Origin of the sequence: Nonomuraea longispora (assembly GCF_004348345.1) — a bacterium.
GTDB classification, from domain to species: Bacteria; Actinomycetota; Actinomycetes; order Streptosporangiales; family Streptosporangiaceae; genus Nonomuraea; species Nonomuraea longispora.
In genome coordinates this window covers 1-15210 of the sequence record NZ_SMJZ01000041.1, presented here as the reverse complement: position 1 = coordinate 15210, position 15210 = coordinate 1, and the positions used below count along the sequence as shown (strand labels likewise).

At 72.2% G+C, this 15210-nt stretch carries 15 protein-coding genes; 10 read left to right on the top strand and 5 right to left on the bottom strand.

The window, feature by feature from the left end:
• Window positions 1-11: 11 nt before the first annotated feature.
• From rpmG to E1267_RS13485, 6 genes are all read left to right on the top strand, one after another.
• The gene (gene rpmG / locus E1267_RS13510) at window positions 12-176 is read left to right on the top strand and encodes a 50S ribosomal protein L33 (RefSeq protein WP_019632658.1); all 165 of its coding nucleotides are present in this window, start codon (window positions 12-14) and stop codon (window positions 174-176) included.
• A 520-nt stretch (window positions 177-696) separates the two neighbouring features.
• Window positions 697-1146 (top strand): MaoC family dehydratase N-terminal domain-containing protein, encoded by a 450-nt coding sequence (locus E1267_RS13505; RefSeq protein WP_132332789.1) that lies wholly within the window; start codon window positions 697-699, stop codon window positions 1144-1146.
• Window positions 1146-1574 carry a MaoC family dehydratase gene (locus E1267_RS13500; RefSeq protein ID WP_132332788.1) on the top strand — a complete coding sequence of 143 codons (429 nt, stop codon included), beginning with the start codon at window positions 1146-1148 and terminating at the stop codon, window positions 1572-1574. Before E1267_RS13505 ends, E1267_RS13500 begins: the two co-directional genes overlap by 1 nt.
• A 55-nt stretch (window positions 1575-1629) precedes the next feature.
• Window positions 1630-2805, top strand: coding sequence for a hypothetical protein (locus E1267_RS13495; protein WP_132332787.1), 1176 nt, complete (start codon window positions 1630-1632; stop codon window positions 2803-2805).
• Window positions 2806-2856: 51 nt separating this feature from the next.
• On the top strand, window positions 2857-3894 hold the full coding sequence (locus E1267_RS13490; protein ID WP_132332786.1) for a UDP-N-acetylmuramate dehydrogenase: 1038 nt from the start codon (window positions 2857-2859) through the stop codon (window positions 3892-3894).
• 221 nt (window positions 3895-4115) lie between these two features.
• The gene (locus E1267_RS13485) at window positions 4116-4682 is read left to right on the top strand and encodes a TMEM165/GDT1 family protein (RefSeq protein WP_132332785.1); all 567 of its coding nucleotides are present in this window, start codon (window positions 4116-4118) and stop codon (window positions 4680-4682) included.
• Between the two features lie 6 nt (window positions 4683-4688).
• Here E1267_RS13485 and E1267_RS47190 read toward each other — a convergent pair whose 3' ends face one another.
• Together E1267_RS47190 and E1267_RS44305 are read right to left on the bottom strand one after the other, a co-directional pair.
• A complete protein-coding gene (locus tag E1267_RS47190; RefSeq protein WP_281283626.1) occupies window positions 4689-7544 on the bottom strand; it encodes a helix-turn-helix transcriptional regulator in 2856 nt (951 codons plus the stop codon).
• Between the two features lie 122 nt (window positions 7545-7666).
• A complete protein-coding gene (locus tag E1267_RS44305; protein WP_165959596.1) occupies window positions 7667-7813 on the bottom strand; it encodes a hypothetical protein in 147 nt (48 codons plus the stop codon).
• Between the two features lie 197 nt (window positions 7814-8010).
• On the opposite strand from E1267_RS44305, the gene deoC reads away from it, so the two are divergent.
• The 4 genes from deoC to E1267_RS13460 are packed head-to-tail and all read left to right on the top strand — an operon-like array spanning window position 8011 to window position 11413.
• On the top strand, window positions 8011-8940 hold the full coding sequence (deoC, locus tag E1267_RS13475; protein ID WP_246063839.1) for a deoxyribose-phosphate aldolase: 930 nt from the start codon (window positions 8011-8013) through the stop codon (window positions 8938-8940).
• Window positions 8940-10370 carry an aldehyde dehydrogenase family protein gene (locus tag E1267_RS13470; protein WP_181957797.1) on the top strand — a complete coding sequence of 477 codons (1431 nt, stop codon included), beginning with the start codon at window positions 8940-8942 and terminating at the stop codon, window positions 10368-10370. The genes deoC and E1267_RS13470 overlap by 1 nt, the downstream gene beginning before the upstream one ends.
• Window positions 10363-10575 (top strand): hypothetical protein, encoded by a 213-nt coding sequence (locus E1267_RS13465; RefSeq protein ID WP_132332782.1) that lies wholly within the window; start codon window positions 10363-10365, stop codon window positions 10573-10575. Before E1267_RS13470 ends, E1267_RS13465 begins: the two co-directional genes overlap by 8 nt.
• On the top strand, window positions 10568-11413 hold the full coding sequence (locus tag E1267_RS13460) for an aldehyde dehydrogenase family protein (protein ID WP_132332781.1): 846 nt from the start codon (window positions 10568-10570) through the stop codon (window positions 11411-11413). Before E1267_RS13465 ends, E1267_RS13460 begins: the two co-directional genes overlap by 8 nt.
• Window positions 11414-11469: 56 nt before the next feature.
• On the opposite strand, the gene E1267_RS13455 is transcribed toward E1267_RS13460, so the two are convergent.
• The 3 genes from E1267_RS13455 to E1267_RS13445 all read right to left on the bottom strand — a co-directional run.
• A complete protein-coding gene (locus E1267_RS13455; RefSeq protein WP_132332780.1) occupies window positions 11470-12912 on the bottom strand; it encodes an amidase in 1443 nt (480 codons plus the stop codon).
• Window positions 12913-13122: 210 nt separating this feature from the next.
• Complete coding sequence (locus E1267_RS13450) at window positions 13123-13794, bottom strand: hypothetical protein (protein ID WP_132332779.1); 672 nt, start codon at window positions 13792-13794, stop codon at window positions 13123-13125.
• Window positions 13791-15210 (bottom strand): ATP-dependent helicase C-terminal domain-containing protein (locus tag E1267_RS13445; RefSeq protein ID WP_281283625.1); only part of this gene is annotated, 1420 nt, incomplete at its 5' end. The genes E1267_RS13450 and E1267_RS13445, both read right to left, overlap by 4 nt.

The following is a 15210-nucleotide window of genomic DNA, read 5'->3' as shown; positions in this document are numbered from 1 at the left end:
GGCACTCCCAAGTGGCTGCCACCGACGTTAGGCCGAAGATCACGCTGGCCTGCCAGGAGTGCAAGCACCGCAACTACATCACGCGGAAGAACCGGCGCAACGACCCGGATCGGCTTGAGCTGAAGAAATACTGCCCCAACTGCCGCTGCCACCGCGCGCACCGCGAGACCCGCTAGGTTCGCACCGGGCAGGGCCATCGCGCCCCCCTTATCCGTTCCATCGCACAGCCGGCGTCCCCTTCGCAGGGCGCCGGTTCGTCGTGTCCGCCCCCCGTCTGCCGCATGTGGCTCCGGCCCGTGGCCGGCTCTCGGGGGCGTGCCCTGACGTACCTGCCCGCCGACCGGGCGGCCGCGTTCAGCGCGGGTGTGGCTGAGCCGGCCCACTACCTCGACTCGACCCCGCCCAACGGCTCGGGCAGGGCGTCCAGCGCGGCAGTCGCATCGGCCCAGGCGCGCGTCTCGTACAGCGAAATCCCGCCAGGACCGTGCTCCGCCCCGAACGCAGCATTCCGAGATATCCGGAACAGTGTTCTGTTTGGTGAGTCCCGGGTGAGCCCTTCTCTCGACGAGGCCGAACAGGGCTGCTCGGAGCAAGGGTGGCACGGCAAAATCACGGCCATCTCTCGCGACAGCCGAACGTTGTTCTGTTACCGTCGCCCTCAGCAGCGCTCGGTCGGAGACATACGAGGAGCCATCGATGGCCTTGAACCGTGACTTCGTGGGCCGGAGCTATCCGCCCAGCGCCCCATACGAGGTCAGCCGGGTGAAGATCAGGGAGTTCGCCACCGCGATCGGCGACAACAACCCTCTCTACCGCGACAAGGAGGCCGCGCGGGCCGCCGGCTACCCCGACGTGATCGCGCCGCCCACGTTCCCCATCGTCTTCAGCCTGCAGAGCGGCGGCGAGGCCCTGGCCGATCCCGGTCTGGGGCTCAACTTCGCCATGGTCGTCCACGGCGAGCAGCGCTTCGAGTACGTACGTCCCGTCATCGCCGGCGACGAGCTGGTCAGCACCGCGACGATCACCGACATCCGCACCGCCGGCCGCAACGAGCTGCTGACCGTGCGCAGCGACGTGACGACCATCGAGGGCGAGCCCGTCTGCGTCACCTACAACACGATCGTCGAGCGCGGAGGGGCCGCCTGATGACCGCCACGGTGAAGTACGACCAGGTCGAGGTCGGCCAGGAGCTCACGGCCGTCGACTACCGCGTGCGCCGCTCCAACCTCGTCATGTACGCCGGCGCCTCCGGCGACTTCAACCAGATCCACTGGAACGAGCGGTTCGCCAAGATGGTGGGGCTGCCCGACGTGATCGCGCACGGGATGTACACGATGGCGCAGGCGGGGCGGTTCGTCACGGACTGGGCGGGAGATCCGGGTGCGGTGGTCGACTTCGGCGTGCGGTTCTCGTCGATGGTGGTCGTGCCCGACGACGACCAGGGGGCCACGATCACGGTCAGCGGCGTGATAGAGGCGAAACTCGAGGACAAGCGCGTGGTCGTCGGGCTCGTCGCCAGGGCGGACGACGCTCAGGTGTTGTCCAAGGCGCGTGCGGTGGTGCAGTTGTCCTGAACGCCGGCGGGCCGGCGATGATAAGTGGGCCCGCTTCCGGGTACTCCGTGACGGTATGTCTGAAGCCGCGCGAGAAGTCTGGCCCACGGTCCGATCGATCCCCGTCTCCGCCGTCACCGACGCGAAACTCCCGGGACACCTCAGACCCGCCCGCGTCGAGGCCGTGGCGGGCAGCGGCGGCACCGGCCGCGACACCGCGGGCGGCGCGGTCGCCGGTCGCGACCAGGCAGGCACGGGCCGCGACACCACTGAGGGCGCACGCACGCGTCGCGACCCCGCCGGTGGCGCGGGTTCCGGGCGGGACGCCGCCGGCATGGGCCGTGAGACTGCGGGCGGGCGGCGGGCGACCGGGGTCGGTACGGCCGGGGCCAAGCCGCGTGGCACGCACGCACGCCAGAACCCCGCCGCCGAGCTGGGCTTCTCCGGAGACCCCGGCCAGCACGGGGACGACGGCGACGGCATGCTGCACGCCCAGCGCATCTGGGACGCGTCGCTGGCCACCAGCCGCCTCGACGACCTCGGCGTCAACACCGAGCGGCAGCGCGTCGAGACCGCTGAGATCACCACGAGCGTGGGCCTGCTCGTGGACGGCCGGCCCGAGGACGTACAGCGGTGTGTGCAGTCGCTGATCGACCACACCCGCGCCCGCGTGCTCGTGCTCGACCTCGGCAACGTCGACGGCGCCGGCAACGTGCTGGACGACCTGGCCCGCCGCTGGCCCGAGCGCATGGCCGCCTGGCACGTCGCCGAGCGGCCGCACTGGCGCGGCGGCACCGCCACCTGGGGCGAGAGCCGGGCCAAGCTGCTGCGGCTCGACGAATCCGAGGTCCACGTACTGATGGAGACGACCACCGTGCTGCGCGGCGACGCGCTGACCCCGCTGATCGCGGCCGTCGCCGAAGGGGCCGTCGCGGCCGGCTGGTGGGGGGCGGAACCGCTCGACGACGGTCGAAGCTGGCGCGAGGCGGGGCCGGGCCCGGTGCGGGCGCTCAGAGGGGACCTCATGGCGGTACGCCGGTCGGCGGCGATCGGAGCGCTTCCCGAGCACGCCCACCACGGCGCGAACGCCGACCTGGAGCTCTCGCTCGCCCTGCACGGCACCCTGGTCGTCCCCCGCGACCGGCCGCCTGTGGAGCGTCACGACCGTGACGACCTGCCCGGCGACTACCTGGAGCGGGAGTCGCGGCGCAACTATGACGGGGTGCTCCGCCTCCTGCACGCCTCCGCCTGACGGGCGGACCCGCGCCCACCGCTCGGCGGACTGTCCGTAAGCTGTGGGCCCATGGAGATGCTCGCGCCGTACACCACGTTGGGCCTGGGCGGGCCCGCCCGCGATTTCGCCGAGGGGTCCACGGCGGAGCAACTCGTCTCCCTGGTGGCCGAGGCCGACAGGAACGGCGTGCCCACCCTGGTGCTCGGCGGGGGCAGCAACGTCGTGGTCGCCGACGAGGGGTTCGACGGGCTGGTGATCAAGGTCGCGACCCAGGGCCTGACCGTCTCGCGTGACGGCGAGCAGGTGCTGGTCACCGTCGAGGCGGGCGAGGACTGGGATTCGCTGGTCGCCCGCGCCGTGTCCGAGGGCTGGTCGGGCCTTGAGTGCATGTCCGGCATTCCGGGGCTGGTCGGCTCGACCCCCATCCAGAACGTCGGCGCTTACGGCCAGGAGGTCGCCCAGACGATCAGGTGTGTGCGCGCCTACGACCGGCTCACCCGCCAGGTGGTCGACCTGGAGGCGCGGCAGTGCGGCTTCTCCTACCGTGACAGCGTCTTCAAACGCGATCTGTCGCGGCACGTGGTGCTGGCGGTGACGTACGCGCTGGACGTCTCCGAGTCGTCGGGCCCGCTGGCGTACGCGGAGCTGGCAGGCCGGTTGGGGGCCGGGGTTGGGAGCCGGGTGCCGCTCGCCCAGGCCCGTGAGGCGGTTCTGGAGCTGCGGCGGGGCAAGGGCATGGTGCTCGACCCGGCCGACCCCGACACGCGCAGCGTCGGCTCGTTCTTCACCAACCCGATCCTGACGGCCGAGCAGGCGAAGGCGCTGGCGGTGCGCGCTCCCGGCCATCCGCAGTGGAAGCTGCCCGGCGGGTCGGTCAAGGTGCCCGCCGCATGGCTGATCGAGCAGGCGGGCTTCCCGAAGGGCTACGAGCTCGGGCCCGTACGCATCTCGACCAAGCACACGCTGGCGCTCACCAATCCCACCGGGCGCGCCACGACGGCCGACCTGCTGGCGCTGGCCAGGCAGGTCCGCGACGGCGTACGGGAGAAGTTCGGGGTCACGCTGGTCAACGAGCCGGTGCTGGTGTGCTGCGCCCTGGGGGAATAGCGGGCGATTTCGGCCTGTTATGGTGGGTCGGAACCGAAGGGGAGTAGTCCCAATCGTGTGATCGACACACTGGCGCTTCATCGTGCCCGGTCACATGGGCCTCACGCGGGCGGACGAGACCTTCGGCCTGGCAGCCATGCGACAAGTCGCTGCCGGGCCGAAGCCGTGCCCGCATCTCCCCGGGCCAGTCGCTTCCGGCCCGGTCGCGCGGAAGAGGACCGTTGGAAGCGTTCTGGATCAGTCTCGGCGTCATCTTCGTGGCCGAGCTCGGCGACAAGAGCCAGCTCATGGCGATGACGTTCGCAACCCGTTTCAAGACATGGCCCGTGCTCGCGGGCATCACGATCGCCACGACCGTCGTACACCTGCTGAGCGTCGCCGTGGGCGGCCTGATCGGCGACGCGCTGCCGACGACGGCCATCTCGGTGGTGGCGGGGCTCGCCTTCCTCGGGTTCGCGGCGTGGACGTTGCGCGGCGACGAGCTGACCGAGGACGAGGCGCAGAAGGCCAAGCGCACCACCAGGAACGCCCTGATCGCGGTGACGGTGGCGTTCTTCCTGAGCGAGCTGGGCGACAAGACGATGCTGGCCACGATCACGCTGGCGACGCAGCACGGCTGGGTCGGCACCTGGATCGGCTCGACGGTCGGCATGGTGGTGGCGGACGCGCTGGCCATCGTGGTCGGGCGGCTGATGGGCAGGCACCTGCCCGAGAAGATCATCAGGTACGGCGCCGCCGGGGCGTTCGCGGTGTTCGGCATCGCGCTCCTGGTCGAGCCGTTCCTCTGAGGAGGCTCACGGCGACAGCAGCGACAGGCGGTGGGCCGCCGCGGCGGCCTCACCCCGGGTGGTGACGCCCAGCTTGGCCAGGATGTTGGACACGTGCACGCTCACCGTCTTCGCCGAGATGAACAGCTCGGCCGCGATGTCCCGGTTGGTCCGGCCCTGGGTGACCAGCCGCAGCACCTCCAGCTCGCGCGGCGTCAGCAGCTCCGACTGGTCCTGCCCCTGCGTGAGCCCGCCCACCCGGCGGGACAGCGCCTCGATCTCCGCGACGAGCGGTGTCGCGCGCAGCGCCTCGGCCAGCGGCAGGGCCGCCTTCAGTCGCGTCGCCGCCCCCTCGCGGTCGCCGCGGCGCGCTGTCTCGGACGCCGCCAGCAGCAGCGCCTTGGCCTGGTTGTGGGGGCGCTGGAGCCGTTCCCAGGCCGCCGCCGCGGCGTCGAACTCCCCCGCGTACGACAGCCGGTACGCCTCCACGACCGGCCCGATGACCGACAGCTCGGCCGCCACCTCCGCGGCCTGCCGGCGTACGGCCGCGGCCCGTTCGGGCTCGGCGGTCCCGGCGGCGTCGCAGACCTCGCGCAGCAGGGCGAGCAGCCGCCAGCCGAGCATGGCCTTGCTCGACTGCCGGGGACGCGACAACACCCGCTCGGCCACGCCCAGGGCGGCGCCGGGCTCACCCTTGGCGAGGTGCCGGCGCATGAGCAGGTGGGCGTTGTGGGTGATGTCCTGGACGAACTCCTCCTGGCGCTCCTTCAGGATGCCGACCTCGGACAGGATGCCCTCGGTCAGCTGCAGCTCGCCCCTGGCCAGCGCGATGTCGGCGCGCACCCGCAGCAGGGCGTACCGGGTGCGCAGGACGGGCCCGTGGCCGAGCGCGGTCTCGACGGTCTCGATGGCCTCGTCCCAGCGGCCGAGCGACTCCAGCACCTCGGCCCGGTTGTTCAGGATGAACAGGCCGCTGCCGCGCAGCCTGCCGTACTGCTTGGCGAGCCGCCAGCCGTCCTGCGCCATGCGCAGGGCCTCGTCGTGGCGGCCCATGTCGGTCAGGGCGTCGATGTTGTTGCCCATGGCTCTGGTGATGATGCGACCGGCGTTCGCTGCCCTGCCGAGCTCAAGGGCTTGCTCGTTGATCATGATCGTGGTTTCCAGCTCGCCGTTGAGCGAGTGGCCGAGCGCCAGGTTCATCAGCAGGTCGGCTTCGAGGCCGGCTTCGCCGTACTCCCTGGCCAGCCGCAGGCCGTCGGCGATCAGCTCGCTCGCCTCGGTGATCTCGCCTCTCAGCATGAGCTGGCGGCTCAGTGGCGTGACGACCTCGGCCCAGTCGGGGCTGTTCTCGGGTACGAGCCGCAGCGCGTGCCTGAGGTCGTCGATGACCCCCGGATGTCCCTTGGAGTTCTTGATGCCGGCCCGCCGCACGATCAGCTGGGCCACCCGCGCCGACTCCACGGCCTCGTCCAGCCCGGAGAGCGCGCCTTTGACGAACTTGAGCGCCGCGTCGACGTCGCCGCCGGCGTTGGCGGCCTCGGAGGCCCGTTCCAGGACGGCGGTGTGGTCGGCGTCGATGAGCTCGGCCGCGTCGGGCACGCGGTCCCACAACATGAGGACCCGTTCGAGCAGCGGGACGGCCTCGGTGTAGGCGTACGCCTTGAACGACTTCTGCGCGGCCTCCCAGGCGGAGATGAGCGCCCAGTGGTCGTCGCGGGCGCCGTACCAGTGGTGGGCCAGTTCGACGGCGGCGCGGCCCGGCGGGACCAGCCTGCGGTCCTTGGAGATCTCCTCGGCGTACCTGGCGTGCAGCCGCTGGTGCTCGCCGGGCAGCAGCTCGTCGTGGACGGCCTCGCGGATCAGGGAGTGGCGGAAGACGTAGGCGCGGCTGTCGGCGATCTGCAGCACGTTGCCCGCGATCGCGGGGCGCAGCGCGGTCTCCAGCTCGATGTCGGACAGGCCGCTCACGGCGGCCAGCAGCGCGTGGCTGACCCGGGTGCCGCCGGCCGCGGCGACGCGCAGCACACGCTGGGTCTCCTCGGGCAGGCGTTCGACGGCGCTGAGGATGAGGTCCTGCATGGAGTCGGGGACGGTGCAGTCCTCGCCGCTGTCGAGCAGGGCCTCGACGAACAGCGGGATGCCCTCGCTGCTCTCGTAGACCTTCTGCACCTTGGCGTACTGCGGGACCTCGCCGAGGATGCCGGTCATCTGCTGGGCGACCTCGTCCCTCGACAGGCGGGGCAGGTCGAGCCGGTGCACGCCGTTGACCCGCCCCAGCTCCGCCAGCACCGGCCTGAGCGGGTGCTGGCGGTGCAGGTCGTCGGAGCGGTAGGTCATGACGATGAGGACCTGCGGCGTGTGCAGGTTGCGGCTGAGGAAGGCGATGAGGTCGCGGCTGGACCTGTCGGCCCAGTGGATGTCCTCGATGACGAGGATGGTGGGAGCGCCCGCCGCGAGGCGTTCGAGCAGGGTGAGGAACTGCTCGAAGAGCCTGGCGCGGCCGGCGTCGGTCTCGCCGTCGCCGTTGGGCTCGCCGAACTCGGGCAGCAGCCGGGCGAGGTCGCGTGCGGCGCCGTCGGGCAGCAGCCCGGTCACCGTGTCGGGTCCCCGCTCCCTGACGAGCTGCCGGAGCGCGGCGGTGAAGGGCGCGTAGGCCAGACCCTCGGTGGACAGTTCGACGCAGCCGCCGTACAGCACGTGCGCGCCCCCGGCGGCGCAGTGCTCGGCGAAGCGCTGGACGAGCCTGGTCTTGCCGACCCCCGCCTCACCGCCGACGAGGACGGCGGTCACCGCCCCTTTGAGCGCCTCGTCGAACGATTCGGAGAGCGCCTTCAGCTCCTCTTGCCGCCCCACGAAGACGGGACTGACTGATCGTCCCCGCATGTCATCCAGCATGTCATGCCTTATCGGTTGCTTTCGACGCCTTTACGGGGGTTGCGCGGGCTTTCACGGAGGCACGTGGGCCCGGCCACGAGGGAGAACGTGGCCGGGCACTCGTGGGACGGTCATGACGAACGGCGCTTGCGGAAGACCGAGCGGCGCCCGGCCTTGTTCGCCCGCTCCACCTCGCGTACACGCCGGTGCTCGGCGGCCGTCCTGCGCAGTTCGCTGGCGTGGTTCTTCATGAGCTCGTACTCGATCTCGGGATTCACGGTGTCTCCTGCGTTCTCGTGCTTCTTCTTGACACCTTCAAGACTCGTGCTAAGGTCCCGGCCCCTACATCGGGTGGATGCCTTATCTCTGGTACGCGGGCACGCCCGCCATACCTAGGACCTGGGGCACGACCGCCCTAAGGGGGTCTGGTTTGGAGGTGGAGGCCCTGGTCGGCGATGCTGTGGGGGTGTCAACTGTGACTACCTCGCTCACGGACGTCGCTTCGTCCGACACCGCGTTGCGAGCATTCCTGCACGGCCTGCCCGGTGTCGACCGGGTCGGCGCGGACCAGCGGGCGGCGATGCTCGGCACCCGTTCGATCAAGACAACGGCCAAGGCGCAGGCCATCGACCTCGCCATCTCGATGGTCGACCTGACCACGCTGGAAGGGGCCGACACGGCCGGCAAGGTGCGCGCGATGTGCGCCAAGGCCGTGCGGCCCGGCGGTGACGCGCCCAGGGTGGCGGCCGTCTGCGTCTATCCCGACCTCGTCCCGGTGGCGGTCGGGGCGCTCGGCGGCACCGGTGTCAAGGTGGCCTCCGTGGCGACCGCGTTCCCGAGCGGCCGCTCCTCCCTCGACGTGAAGGTCGGTGAGACCACGGCCGCGGTCGCGGCCGGCGCCGACGAGATCGACATGGTGATCGATCGGGGCGCGTTCCTGTCCGGCCGTTACATGAAGGTGTACGACGAGATCGTCGCAGTGAAGGCGGCCTGCGGGGCGGCCCACCTGAAGGTGATCCTGGAGACCGGCGAACTGGCCACCTACGACAACGTCCGGCGGGCGTCCTGGCTGGCGATGCTGGCGGGCGCCGACTTCATCAAGACCTCGACGGGCAAGGTGTCGCCGGCGGCGACACCGCCGGTGACACTGATCATGCTGGAGGCGGTGCGCGACTTCCGCGACGCGACCGGCCGCCAGGTGGGGGTCAAGCCGGCCGGCGGCATCCGCACCGCCAAAGACGCCATCAAGAACCTGGTGCTGGTCAACGAGACGGCCGGCGACGACTGGCTCTCGCCCGACTGGTTCAGGCTGGGCGCGTCGTCGCTCCTCAACGACCTGCTCATGCAGCGCCAGAAGCTGTCCACCGGCCGCTACGCGGGCCCCGACTACTTCACCCTGGACTGATGATGGCGATCTTCGAGTACGCACCCGCGCCCGAGTCGCGCGACGTCGTCGACATCAGGCCGTCCTACGGGCTGTTCGTCAACGGTGAGTTCGTCGACGGCTCCGGCACCCCGTTCAAGACCGTCAACCCCGCCACCGAGGAGACGCTGGCCGAGGTGGCCACGGCGTCCTCCGACGACGTCGACAGGGCCGTGCAGGCCGCGCGCAAGGCGTTCGGCGTCTGGAGTGCCCTGCCCGGCGCGGAGCGGGCGAAATACCTGTTCAGGATCGCGCGGATCATCCAGGAACGAGCCCGCGAGCTGGCCGTGCTGGAGTCGCTCGACAACGGCAAGCCCATCCGCGAGTCGCGCGACGTGGACGTGCCGCTGGTGGCGGCCCACTTCTTCTACTACGCGGGGTGGGCCGACAAGCTGGCCTACGCCGGGTTCGGCGAGCCCAGGCCGCTCGGCGTGGCCGGGCAGGTCATCCCGTGGAACTTCCCGCTGCTCATGCTGGCCTGGAAGATCGCTCCCGCGCTGGCCTGCGGCAACACGGTGGTGCTCAAGCCGGCCGAGACGACGCCGCTGACCGCGCTGGTCTTCGCCGACATCTGCCGCCAGGCCGAGCTGCCGCCGGGTGTGGTCAACATCGTGACCGGCGCGGGCGAGACCGGCGCCGCGGTGGTCGGCCACCCCGACGTCGACAAGGTGGCCTTCACCGGCTCCACCGAGGTGGGCCGCATCATCGCGCGCGCGGTGGCGGGCACCGACAAGAAGCTGACCCTGGAGCTGGGCGGCAAGGCGGCCAACATCGTGTTCGAGGACGCCGCCGTCGACCAGGCCGTCGAGGGCATCGTCAACGGCATCTTCTTCAACCAGGGCCACGTGTGCTGCGCCGGGTCGCGGCTGCTGGTGCAGGAGTCCGTGCAGGAGGAGGTGCTGGAGTCGCTGCGCAGGCGGCTGAGCACGCTCAGGCTGGGCGACCCGCTCGACAAGAACACCGACATCGGCGCGATCAACTCCGCCGAGCAGCTGGCCAAGATCCGTTCGCTGAGCGACCTCGGCGAGAGCGAGGGCGCCCAGCGCTGGTCGCCCGCCTGCGAGCTGCCGGACAAGGGGTTCTGGTTCCCGCCGACCGTCTTCACCGGGGTCGCGCAGTCGCACAGCATCGCCAGGGCGGAGATCTTCGGTCCCGTGTTGTCGGTGCTGACCTTCCGCACGCCGGCCGAGGCCGTCGAGAAGGCCAACAACACGCCGTACGGGCTGTCCGCCGGCATCTGGACGGAGAAGGGCTCGCGCATCCTGTGGATGGCCGACCGGCTGAGGGCCGGGGTCGTCTGGGCCAACACGTTCAACAAGTTCGACCCGGCCTCACCGTTCGGCGGCTACAAGGAGTCGGGATACGGCAGGGAAGGCGGGCTGCACGGGCTGGAGGCGTACCTCGATGTGTGAGCGTCACCAACCGGGCCGCACGCCCGGCTCCAGGTGCGGGCTGCGCCGCGGGCGCGCCGCGACCGGGCACGCCTTCGCCAGGGCCGGGCGTCCCGTGCGCACCGGCCTGTTCGCGCACCGCTGTGGCGTGAGCCGGTGCGGCCACGTGTTCGTGCTGGTCGAGATGTCGCAGGAGTCCACGTGGAGGGGGCGCGGCGATGAGTAGGTTGTCCGTCAGAAAGACCTACAAGCTGTACATCGGAGGGGCGTTCCCGCGCTCGGAAAGTGGGAGGTCCTACCCTGTGACCTCGGCCAAGGGAGACTTTCTCGCCAACGCCTCGCGCGCCTCGCGCAAGGACGCCCGCGACGCCGTGGTGGCCGCCCGCAAGGCGTTCCCCGGCTGGTCGGGCGCCACCCCCTACAACCGGGGGCAGATCCTCTACCGCGTGGCCGAGATGCTGGAGGGCCGGCGCGGCCAGTTCGCCGAGGAGCTCGGCGGCGGCAAGCGGGCGGCGGCCGAGCGGGTCGACGCGACGGTCGACCGGCTCGTCTGGTACGCGGGGTGGTCCGACAAGATAGCCGCGGTGCACGGTGCGGCCAACCCGGTGGCCGGACCCTACTTCAACCTGTCGTCGCCCGAGCCGACCGGCGTGGTGGCCGTCGTGGCACCCGCCGATCCGCTGCTCGGGCTGGTGTCGGTGGTCGCCCCGGTGATCGTCACCGGCAACACCTGCGTGGTGGTGGCCTCCGAGCCGTCCCCGCTCGCGGCGATCACCCTGGCCGAGGTGCTGGCCACGTCCGACCTGCCGGGCGGGGTCGTCAACATCCTGACCGGGTCGCAGGCCGAGCTGGCTCCCTGGCTGGCCGGCCACATGGACGTCAACGGGCTCGACCTGACCGGGGTCGACGACGCCGATCTCGCGCTGCGGTGCGAGCAGGCGGCGGCGGAGAACCTCAAGCGGGTGCTGCGGCCCGCGCCGCAGGACTGGACGGCCGACCCCGGGACCGGGCGGATGACCCGGTTCCTCGAGACCAAGACCGTCTGGCACCCGATCGGCATCTGACCACGCCGTCCCCCGGCGGTGGAGCGGGCGGCGGCCTGCCGGACGTCGTCGGGGTCTCAGAAGCCGAGGCCCGGCGGCCTGAGCGGCGGATGCGCGGCCTGCAACTGCGCCGCCAGGCCGAGCAGATGAGGCTCGCCGCCCGGCGGGGCCACGATCTGCACCGCGATGGGCAGCGCGGTCGAATGCGTGGCGATCGGCACGCTGATCGCGGGCCAGCCGCACATGTTCCACGCGCCGGTCGCGGGGGCGTACCTGACGTTCGTCACCGTGTTGCGGACGAAACCGCGCGACCCCCAGCGGTCGGCCAGCGGCGGGAGCGCGGCCAGAGCGGGCATGATCATGGCGTCGGCATTGCCGAACCACTGGTCGGCGCCGTAGCCGCTCCAGCGCTCCCGGCCGTGCGAGCCGTCCAGCTTGAGCGCGCCGAGGGCCCGGCCCGCGCGGCTCAGCGCCCGCGTACGCCGCTCCAACCGCCCCCTGTCCAGGCCTTCCGCCGCCGCCGCGGTCCTGACCAGCCACGCCGCCACCGACGCCGGCCCCAGAAAGGCGGGCAGCTTCCGGGTGTGCTCGACCACCGTGTGCCCGGCCACGCGCAACGTCTCGCCCGCCGCGCGTACGGCGGCCTGGAACTCCTTGTCCACGGTCAGGCCCGCGGGCAGCGGCTGCGGGGCGTACGCGACCCGAAGGTCGAACGGCTCAGGGCCGTCGGACGGCGGCTGCGGCTCCCACACCTTGTCGTCGTCGGCCCAGACCGAACGCAACATGGGCGGGCTCGGCTCCTCCCGCCGCCCCGACCGCCACGCACGGGCCAGCGCCGGGTCCGCCGCCAGCACCGACAGCGCCAGCGCCAGGTCCGGCGCCGTCCGGGCCAGCGGGCCGTTCTCGCACAACCGGTCCCAGTCGTCGGAGGGCGGCGGCACCAGCCCGCTGCCCGGCTTGATGCCCAGCACCCCGCAGCACGCCGCCGGGATGCGTACCGACCCCATGCCGTCGTTGCCGAGCGCCAGCGGCACCATGCCAGCGGCCACCGCCGCGGCGCTGCCCGACGACGAGCCGCCCGGCGTGCGCGCCAGGTCCCAAGGGTTGCGCGCGATGCCGTAGGCGCTGTCGCCGAACGCGACCAGCCCCAGCTCCGGCAGGTTGGTCAGGCCGACGACCACCGCGCCCGCCGCGCGCAGGCGGGCCACCGTCTCGTGGTCCTGCCGCGCGGGCACGTCGGGCGTCGCCCTCGAACCGGCGCGCATGGCCTCGCCGGCGACCTCCACGTTGTCCTTCACCGCCACCGGCACGCCCGCCAGCGGCAGCTCCGCGAGGTCGCGCCGCTTCTGTAACGCGCGCGCCTCGTCCACCGCCTGCTCTCTGACCAGTCGGAACGCCCGTAACCTCGGGTCGCGCTCCGAGATGGCATGGAGATGCTCCTCGACGACGGTCACGGCCGTGACGTCCCCGTTCCTGACGGCCGTCGCCATCTCGACAGCGGACCTGCCTGCCCACAACATGACTAGAGTGTGCAGCTTTTCCCATGGGGACGCGAGCCTGTATGAGGTCGGTACGCGTGAACGGACCGTCCCTCGCCCGCCGTCAGCGCTCCCTCGGTGACCCTCGGCCGGCGAGGAACTGCGCGCCGCGCAGCGCGACCTGGCCGGGCAGGGCACGTGGCAGGAGCTGTCGGGGGCGGCGGGGGTGGCGGATTACCGCGCGATGGGTGGTCAGGGCCTGAGCCAGACACGGAGGGGGCCGACCGGGGTGAAGCCGTGACCGAGGGGGACCTCCAGGTCACTCTCGTAGCCGACCAGCGGGCGGCCCGGCAGGAGGTCGGCGGCCATGGCCAGCGTGCCCGCCCACGCGGTGTCCGGGTCGCAGCCGGAGGCGAAGACGTTGGAGACGCCCGCCACCCCGCCGCTCGCGGTGAGCACCGAACCGCAGACGATCTCGCCGCCGATCCTGGCGCAGACAATCCGCACCTCCTTCAGCAGCGTGGGCAGGAACAACCCCGTCACCTCGCCGCCGAAGGCCGCCCGTTCCCACTCGCGCAGCGTGGCCGCGTCGCCGACGACCTCCCACGCGATCGCGGTGCCCGCCGGCCGGGGCGCCGGACGGTGGATCCACTGGGCCTCGAACAGCACCTCGAAGCCCGGCAGGTCGAGCGCCGCGTAACTGTCCTTCACCGACGCGCCCGGCCCCGCGTCGATGCGCGCGAGCACGTCCTCCGCCGTCGCGCCGGGAGAGAGCGTGACGGCGTCGGGGTAGAACACCGGCGTCCTGACGGAACTGGCCCAGACCCTGCCGTCGCCGTACGTGCCGGGGACACCGTGGGCGCGGCACATCACGTCGCACCACCCGGCGTTGTCGTGCACGGCCGCAGCCTGCGGGTCGGTCATGACAAGCTCCGTTTCACCTGCCTGGTCGGCGTGGCCGCGAGAGGATCCTCCGGCCACGGGTGCTTGGGATAGCGGCCGCGCAGTTCCGCGCGTACGGAACGGTAGCCGTCGCGCCAGAACGACGCCAGGTCCGCGGTGACCGCCACCGGCCGGCCCGCCGGGGAGAGCAGGTGCACCAGCACCGGCACGCCGGAGATCTCCGGCGTCTCCTGCAGGCCGAACAACTCCTGCAGCTTGACCGCCAGCACCGGCTGCTCACCCGAGTAGTCCACCCGGACGCGGGAGCCGCTCGGGACCTCGATCCGTTCGGGAGCGGCCACCTCCAGCCGCTCGCTCCACGGGATCAGGCGCCGCAGGGCGGAGGCCACGTCGATGCGTTCGAGGTCGGCGCGGCGGCGGGCCCTCGACAACTCGGGTTCGAGCCACCGGTCGGCCAGGTCGACGAGCGCGTCCACCGAGGGCCACGGCGGGCCGATCGCGCGGTGGCAGAAGGCCAGGCGGTCCCTGAGGTCCCTGGCCTGCTTCGTCCAGGTCAGGACGTCCTCCGTGCGCAGGCCGCACAGGATGGCCGCGCGGACGTCGGCGTCCTTGAGAGGCGTCGCGGACAGCTCGATCGCGCCCAGGCGCTCCACCCGGCGGGCGGACACGTCGCCGCGCCGCTCACCCGGCGGCACCCGCCAGGCCACCTCGTCCTCCGTGGTGACGGGGCCGGCGAGCCTGGCGGTCTCCTCGTCGATGACGACCGCCTGCCTGATGCGGGCCGACGCCGACCCGGCCGGGCGGTCGGCCACGGCGATGGCCAGCCAGGTCGCGGTGGCCAGCTTCGAGCCCTCCGCGAGCTGGGCCTGGGTGCCGGAGGCCATGAGATATCCGCCGCCCCGCCTGCGCGCCACCCGCTCGGGAAACGCCAGCGCCACCGCCGCCCCAGCTGTCCCGTCGTCCACCCCCGCGTCTTCGCTCTCGTGGTCTCCGGTGGCGGTGCGGCGCAGGCGCGCGGTCTCGCGGCGCCAGCGGGCGGCGTACGGGATGCCGCCGCGGCGGGCCGTACGCCAGAACTCCACCAGGTCGTCGCCGGCGTCGCGCGGCGGCTGCTCCGACAGCAGGGCCACCACCTCGGCTGCGCGCGGCCCGAGGTCGAGCAGGGCGCGGGCCAGACGCGGGTGCACGCCGGCGAGCGCCATCCGCCGCCCGCGGCCGGTCACCCGTCCTCCGTCCACAGCCCCGAGAGCTTCCAGCACGCGGGTGGCGGCGGACATCGCGGCGGCCGGCGGCGGGTCGAGGAGTGCAAGCCCGGACGCGTCCGGCGCGCCCCAGCAGGCCGCCTGCAGCGCGAACCCCGTCAGGTCGGCCAGCGCGATCTCCGGCCTGGCGTGGTCGGCGAGGTGTTCGTGGTCGGCGGCCGGCCAGCAGCGGTAG

Excerpts from the sequence above, each read along its gene's own strand:
- E1267_RS13505 (WP_132332789.1), top strand. The coding sequence starts at position 697 with ATGGCCTTGAACCGTGACTTCGTGGGCCGGAGCTATCCGCCCAGCGCC.
- E1267_RS13500 (WP_132332788.1), top strand. The coding sequence starts at position 1,146 with ATGACCGCCACGGTGAAGTACGACCAGGTCGAGGTCGGCCAGGAGCTC.
- E1267_RS13495 (WP_132332787.1), top strand. The coding sequence starts at position 1,630 with ATGTCTGAAGCCGCGCGAGAAGTCTGGCCCACGGTCCGATCGATCCCC.
- E1267_RS13490 (WP_132332786.1), top strand. The coding sequence starts at position 2,857 with ATGGAGATGCTCGCGCCGTACACCACGTTGGGCCTGGGCGGGCCCGCC.
- E1267_RS47190 (WP_281283626.1), bottom strand. The coding sequence starts at position 7,544 with ATGCGGGGACGATCAGTCAGTCCCGTCTTCGTGGGGCGGCAAGAGGAG.
- E1267_RS13470 (WP_181957797.1), top strand. The coding sequence starts at position 8,940 with ATGATGGCGATCTTCGAGTACGCACCCGCGCCCGAGTCGCGCGACGTC.
- E1267_RS13465 (WP_132332782.1), top strand. The coding sequence starts at position 10,363 with ATGTGTGAGCGTCACCAACCGGGCCGCACGCCCGGCTCCAGGTGCGGG.
- E1267_RS13460 (WP_132332781.1), top strand. The coding sequence starts at position 10,568 with ATGAGTAGGTTGTCCGTCAGAAAGACCTACAAGCTGTACATCGGAGGG.
- E1267_RS13455 (WP_132332780.1), bottom strand. The coding sequence starts at position 12,912 with ATGTTGTGGGCAGGCAGGTCCGCTGTCGAGATGGCGACGGCCGTCAGG.
- E1267_RS13450 (WP_132332779.1), bottom strand. The coding sequence starts at position 13,794 with ATGACCGACCCGCAGGCTGCGGCCGTGCACGACAACGCCGGGTGGTGC.